Source organism: Massilia sp. P2_C2, from assembly GCF_056404615.1.
The window spans coordinates 1-5019 of the sequence record NZ_JBFUDR010000384.1 but is presented as its reverse complement, the minus strand read 5'-3'; the positions used below and the strand labels follow the sequence as shown (position 1 = coordinate 5019).

General features: G+C 67.2%; 4 protein-coding genes and 1 pseudogene. 4 read left to right on the top strand and 1 reads right to left on the bottom strand.

The genetic code is table 11. The annotated features are described in order from the left end of the window. Positions 1 to 198: 198 nt before the first annotated feature. Positions 199 to 825: a TetR/AcrR family transcriptional regulator gene (locus AC1DYX_RS27650; RefSeq protein WP_477264870.1), complete on the bottom strand. Its 627-nt coding sequence runs from the start codon at positions 823 to 825 to the stop codon at positions 199 to 201. A gap of 373 nt (positions 826 to 1198) precedes the next feature. Here AC1DYX_RS27650 and AC1DYX_RS27645 point away from each other — a divergent pair, with 373 nt between their 5' ends. The 4 genes and pseudogenes from AC1DYX_RS27645 to AC1DYX_RS27630 form a co-directional block, all read left to right on the top strand. Further along, positions 1199 to 2431: a thiamine pyrophosphate-dependent enzyme gene (locus AC1DYX_RS27645; RefSeq protein ID WP_477264868.1), complete on the top strand. Its 1233-nt coding sequence runs from the start codon at positions 1199 to 1201 to the stop codon at positions 2429 to 2431. 73 nt (positions 2432 to 2504) lie between these two features. Then, positions 2505 to 3509, top strand: a complete 1005-nt coding sequence (locus tag AC1DYX_RS27640; protein ID WP_477264872.1) for an alpha-ketoacid dehydrogenase subunit beta — start codon at positions 2505 to 2507, stop codon at positions 3507 to 3509. A 2-nt stretch (positions 3510 to 3511) separates the two neighbouring features. Continuing rightward, positions 3512 to 4822 (top strand): dihydrolipoamide acetyltransferase family protein, encoded by a 1311-nt coding sequence (locus tag AC1DYX_RS27635; protein WP_477264866.1) that lies wholly within the window; start codon positions 3512 to 3514, stop codon positions 4820 to 4822. 10 nt (positions 4823 to 4832) lie between these two features. After that, a pseudogene (locus tag AC1DYX_RS27630) lies at positions 4833 to 5019 on the top strand (hypothetical protein); the annotation flags it as partial.

The window sequence follows — 5019 nt, the reverse complement described above, 5'->3', positions numbered from 1 at the left end:
TCGCGTCTACACCGTCACCTTTACCGCGACCGACAAGGCCGGCAACAAGACGGTGAAGACGGCGACCGTCACGGTCCCGCACGACCAGTCGGGCGCTTCCCAGCATTGATGGGAGGGATGGCCGGCGGCGCAAGCCGCCGGCCATTTTTCGTTGACGGCTGCCCGGACGCTTGTACCGCCGTTGGCAGTCCGTACGGATTATCGGCGCACGGGCGGCCGGCCCAGCACCATGCCGAGACGCAATGCGCTGTCGGTGACGACGTCGATATCGGGCGAGTACCCATCCTCGATCCAGCGCAGCGCGATGTGGATGACGCCGCCGACGATGCCGGCTTCCAGCAAAGGATCCGCCGGTACGTCCGGCGGTACGACATAGCGGCCTACCTGCTCGCCGATTGCGCGCAGCGCGGCATCGAATGCCTTGTCGACGGCCCGGCTGACGCCTCGGATCTCGACGAGAAACACGCGTGCGGAGCGGGGCTCGCGCTGCAGCGCCGCGAAATACGTGTGCAACATCGCGCGTGCCCGTGCAACCCGGCTGCGGCCGGCGGTGCGCCCGGCCGCCTTGATTTCTTCCAGCACGCTGTACGTGACCGCATTGAACGACGCGATCAGCAGCTCTTCGCTGTTGGCGAATGATTCGTAGAAATAACGTTCGGTCAGCCCGGCAGCTTCGCAGACCGCCTTGACAGTCGACTGGCGATAGCCGCGCTCGCCATAGACGGCGACCGCCGCCCCGATCAGCTGCGAACGTCGTTGCGCGCGCCTTTCGTCCTGGGGTATGCCGCGATAAGGCCGGGCAGGTTGTAAAGATTCTGGAGGCATGCCTCTATTTTCGCACAGAATATTGCCAATCAATATGTGACAATACGCATTGTCATCCGGCGTTGACCTCTGGAATCCACCATGTCCGACACCGACCACGCCGCGCCGGCCTGTCGGGCATCGGCGCCGCCTGGCTGGAGGCGCGCCGCACGACACGGGCAAGCTTGACGGGGCCGGATTCTCTTGTCCGGATCGGCCCCGTTTCGCTGCTCCGCATGCTAAGGTGCGGGCCTGATGCGGCAGGCCACCGCGCGGCGATCCCGCGCTCCCATGCTGCAGGGCAGCACGAAAATTCCCCGGCGCGCCTGGCGTGCGCCCTCTTTCCGGAATTAATATGTTGCTACCGCACACACCTTACCAAGGGGGAGCGTATATGAGCCAGAGTCAACCTCTGTCGCTGCATGTCCCGGAGCCTACCGGCCGCCCGGGTTGCAAGACCGATTTTTCTTACCTCGACATTCACGCGGCCGGGACGACACCCCGGCCACCCGTCGACGTCCGTTACCAGGACACGGCCGAACTGGCCGCCGGCATGATCCGCGTGCTGGACGACGTCGACGACGCCGTCGGCCCCTGGGATCCGGGACTTGACCGCGACCTGCTGCTGTTCGGCCTGCGCACGATGATGAAGACGCGCATCTTCGACGCGCGCATGGTCATCGCCCAGCGCCAGAAAAAGCTGTCGTTCTACATGACGTGCCTCGGCGAGGAAGCCATCGGCACCGCCCATGCCCTCGCGCTGCGCGACGGCGACATGTGTTTCCCGACCTATCGCCAGCAAAGCCTGCTGATGGCGCGCGAGTATCCGCTCGTCGACATGGTCTGCCAGTTGCTGTCCAACGAACGCGATCCGCTGAAAGGGCGCCAGCTGCCGGTGATGTATTCCGTCAAGGCCAAGGGCTTTTTCACGATCTCGGGCAACCTCGCCACGCAGATCCCGCAAGCGGTAGGCTGGGCGATGGCGTCCGCGATCAAGGGCGACACGAAGATTGCCTCCGGCTGGATCGGCGACGGCGCCACGGCCGAAAGCGATTTCCACACGGGCCTCACATTCGCGCACGTGTACCGCGCCCCGGTGATCCTCAACGTCGTCAACAACCAGTGGGCCATCTCGACGTTCCAGGCGATCGCCGGTGGCGAGAGCGTCAGCTTCGCAGCGCGCGGCGTCGGCGCCGGCATCGCCTCGCTGCGCGTAGACGGCAACGATTTCCTGGCCGTGTACGCGGCGTCGTRCTGGGCCGCGGAGCGCGCCCGCAATAACCTCGGCCCCACGTTGATCGAATGGGTGACGTACCGCGCCGGTCCGCACTCGACGTCGGACGACCCGTCGCGCTACCGTCCCGCCGACGAATGGACGTATTTCCCGCTGGGCGACCCGATCGCCAGGTTGMGTCGCCACCTGGTGAAAAAAGGCTGGTGGTCCGATGYGGACCACGAGGCCCTGCAGGCCGGGCTGGAGGCGGAAGTGCTGGGCGCGCAGAAGGAAGCGGAACGCCACGGGTCGCTGATCGACGGCCACGTGCCGAGCGCCGCATCGATGTTCGAGGACGTCTACAAGGAGATGCCCGAACACCTGCGCCGTCAACGACAACAACTGGGGGTGTGACGTGAAACGCGATATCGACAAGCACACCGCCGGCACGGAAACGGAAGCCCAAACGGAGACGAAGACGACATCGATGACGATGATCCAGGCGCTGCGTTCGGYCATGGACGTCATGCTGGGACGCGACGACAACGTGGTCATCTATGGCCAGGACGTGGGCTATTTCGGCGGCGTGTTCCGCGTCACGGACGGCCTGCAGGCCAAATACGGCAGGCAGCGCGTGTTCGACGCGCCGATCTCGGAGGGCGGCATCGTCGGCACGGCCGTCGGCATGGCGGCCTATGGCCTGCGCCCCGTCGTCGAGATCCAGTTCGCCGATTATTTTTATCCGGCAACCGACCAGATCGTCTCGGAGGCGGCGCGCCTGCGCTACCGCTCCGCGGGCGACTTCACGGCGCCGCTGACGATCCGCATGCCCTGCGGCGGCGGTATCTACGGCGGCCAGACGCACAGCCAGAGTCCGGAAGCGTTCTTTACCCACGTGTGCGGCCTGCGCACCGTGATGCCCTCGAACCCGTACGACGCGAAAGGCCTCCTGATCGCAGCGATCGAGAACGACGACCCCGTCATCTTCCTCGAACCGAAGCGTCTGTACAACGGCCCGTTCGACGGCCACCATGACCGTCCCGTCGTGTCGTGGGCCGGGCACCGCATGGGCGACGTCCCGGAAGGCTATTACACGGTCCCGCTGGACAAGGCGGCCGTGTTCCGCGAAGGGAACGACGTGACCGTGCTCACCTACGGCACGATGGTGTGGGTGTCGGAAGCAGCCGCCGCAGAGGCGGGCGTCGACGCCGAGATCATCGACCTGCGCACCCTGTGGCCGCTGGACCTGGAGACCGTCGTCGCCTCGGTCAACAAGACGGGCCGCTGCGTGGTCGTGCACGAAGCGACGCGCACCAGCGGCTTCGGCGCCGAACTGGCCGCGCTCGTGCAGGAGCATTGCTTCTATCACCTGGAAGCGCCCATCGAGCGCGTGACAGGCTGGGACACGCCCTACCCCCATGCGCAGGAATGGGCGTATTTCCCGGGGCCGGACCGCGTGGGCGCGGCCCTGAAACGTGCGATGGAGGCGTGAGCATGGGAACACATATGATCAGGATGCCCGACCTGGGCGAAGGCATCGCGGAGGTGGAAGTCGTCGCCTGGCGCGTGCAGCCGGGCGACACCGTCGTCGAGGACCAGATCCTCGCTGACGTCATGACCGACAAGGCGACCGTCGAGATCCCGTCGCCCGTGCACGGCACGGTCGTGGCCCTCGGCGGCAACGTGGGCGAGTCGCTGGCCGTCGGGGCGGAACTGATCCGGCTCGACGTCGCGGACGCGGGCAATGCGCCGGCCGCCACCGCTGCGGTTGCGGATGAACCGGCCGAGGTGCCGCATGGCTACGTGCCGGAGCCGGAGCGGGTGGAAGAGGCGGCGGCAAGCGTCGCCGCTGCTCCCGTTGCCGCACCGGCTGCCGTGCCTGTCGCGCCGCCAGGGCCTGTCGACGCGCCCGCCCTGCGTGCGGCCGACGAGAAACCGCTGGCCGCACCGGCCGTGCGCAAGCGCGCCTGGGACCTCGGCATCGAACTGCAATACGTGGCCGGCAGCGGCCCGGCCGGGCGCATCACGCATGCCGATCTCGACGCATGGGTGACCGGCCAGCGGCGCGGGCCGGCGACCGTGACCGACGGACGCTACGCACGACACGACGGGGAGGAAGAAGTGCCCGTGATCGGCCTGCGCCGCAAGATCGCGGAAAGGATGCAGCTGGCCAAGCGCCAGATCCCGCATTTCACCTACGTCGAGGAAGTCGACGTGACGGAGCTGGAAGCGCTGCGGGCCCAATTGAACGCCCGCTACGGCGACGAACGGGGCAAGCTCACGCTGCTGCCGCTCTTGACACGTGCCGTGGTCCTCGCCGTACGCCGTTTCCCGGACGTGAACGCCCGCTACGATGACGAGGCCAACGTCGTGACGCGGTACGAGCCCGTGCACATCGGCATCGCGACGCAGACGGACGCGGGGCTGATGGTGCCCGTCGTGCGACATGCCGAAGCGCGCGACCCGTGGTCGACCGCAGCGGAAATCGCCCGCCTGGCGGACGCGGCGCGGCACGGCAAGGCGGTGCGCGACGAGTTGTCCGGATCGACAATCACCATCACGAGCCTGGGCGCGCTGGGCGGCATCGTCAGCACGCCCGTCATCAACCATCCCGAAGTGGCGATCGTCGGCGTGAACCGGATCGTCGACCGGCCCGTGATCCGTGACGGCGGCATGGTGGCGCGCAAGCTGATGAACCTGTCGTCCTCGTTCGACCACCGCGTCATCGACGGCATGGTGGCGGCCGAATTCATCCAGGCCGTGCGCGGCTACCTCGAGTGCCCGGCCACCCTGTTCGTGGAGTGAACGCACGGCGCCCGCCGCGATTCCCGCCGTCTGCTTCACGGATCCGGAAGTCGTGGTGGTCGGGATGACGCCGCAGGACGCCGCCCGCCACGGCATCGACTGCATCGCCGCGCAGTTCCCGTTCGCCGCCAATGGCCGCGCGATGATCTTGGCGGACGCACAGGATCGCCAAGCGTGCGGGCGCGATGCATCGCCCC

What these genes read in the sequence shown, in the direction of transcription:
- AC1DYX_RS27650 (WP_477264870.1), bottom strand. Translation starts at nt 825, where the DNA reads ATGCCTCCAGAATCTTTACAACCTGCCCGGCCTTATCGCGGCATACCC.
- AC1DYX_RS27635 (WP_477264866.1), top strand. Translation starts at nt 3,512, where the DNA reads ATGGGAACACATATGATCAGGATGCCCGACCTGGGCGAAGGCATCGCG.